Origin of the sequence: Streptomyces sp. SID13726, from assembly GCF_010548375.1 — a bacterium.
Lineage (GTDB): Bacteria > Actinomycetota > Actinomycetes > Streptomycetales > Streptomycetaceae > Streptomyces.
This window is the reverse complement of sequence record NZ_JAAGLY010000361.1, coordinates 1-468: the sequence shown is the minus strand read 5'-3', so window position 1 is coordinate 468 and position 468 is coordinate 1. Positions and strand designations below refer to the sequence as shown.

1 pseudogene is annotated in these 468 nt (G+C 71.2%); it reads left to right on the top strand.

The annotated features are described in order from the left end of the window. Positions 1–398 (top strand): annotated as a pseudogene (locus G3I78_RS51535) (hypothetical protein); the annotation flags it as partial. Positions 399–468 lie beyond the last annotated feature (70 nt).

Sequence of the window (468 nt, the reverse complement as noted above, 5' to 3'; positions counted from 1 at the left end):
TGGCCGCGCCAGTAGTCCAGCCGCCAGCCGAACCCGCAGCTCCGGCGGCGACGTCGGAACGGCCGGACCTCCGGACCGAGGATTCGCCCGCGGCCACGACGCGGCGACCTGCCCGGGCGCAGCGCCCGCGCGTGACCGAGCCAGAACCTCCGGTGCAGGCCGCCGTGGGCACAGCCATGATCTCTCGGACCTTCCGATTCCAAGAGGCCCTGATTCGCCGCGCCGAGACGGCCGTCCTGCGCACCGCCGGCCTCGACGGCGGGCATGTCTCCATGACCGCCCTGCTCAACACCGCGCTCGAGCGCGAACTAGCCCGCCTCGAGGACGAGCTCAACGCCGGCGAACCGTTCCCTGCGAACCGAGGCGAGTTCCGTAGGGGCCGGCCCATCGGGTCCTGACCGCAACCGACGAAGGAGCAGCATGACCATCGACTTCACACACCCCCACACGGTCACGGTGACGATGCCT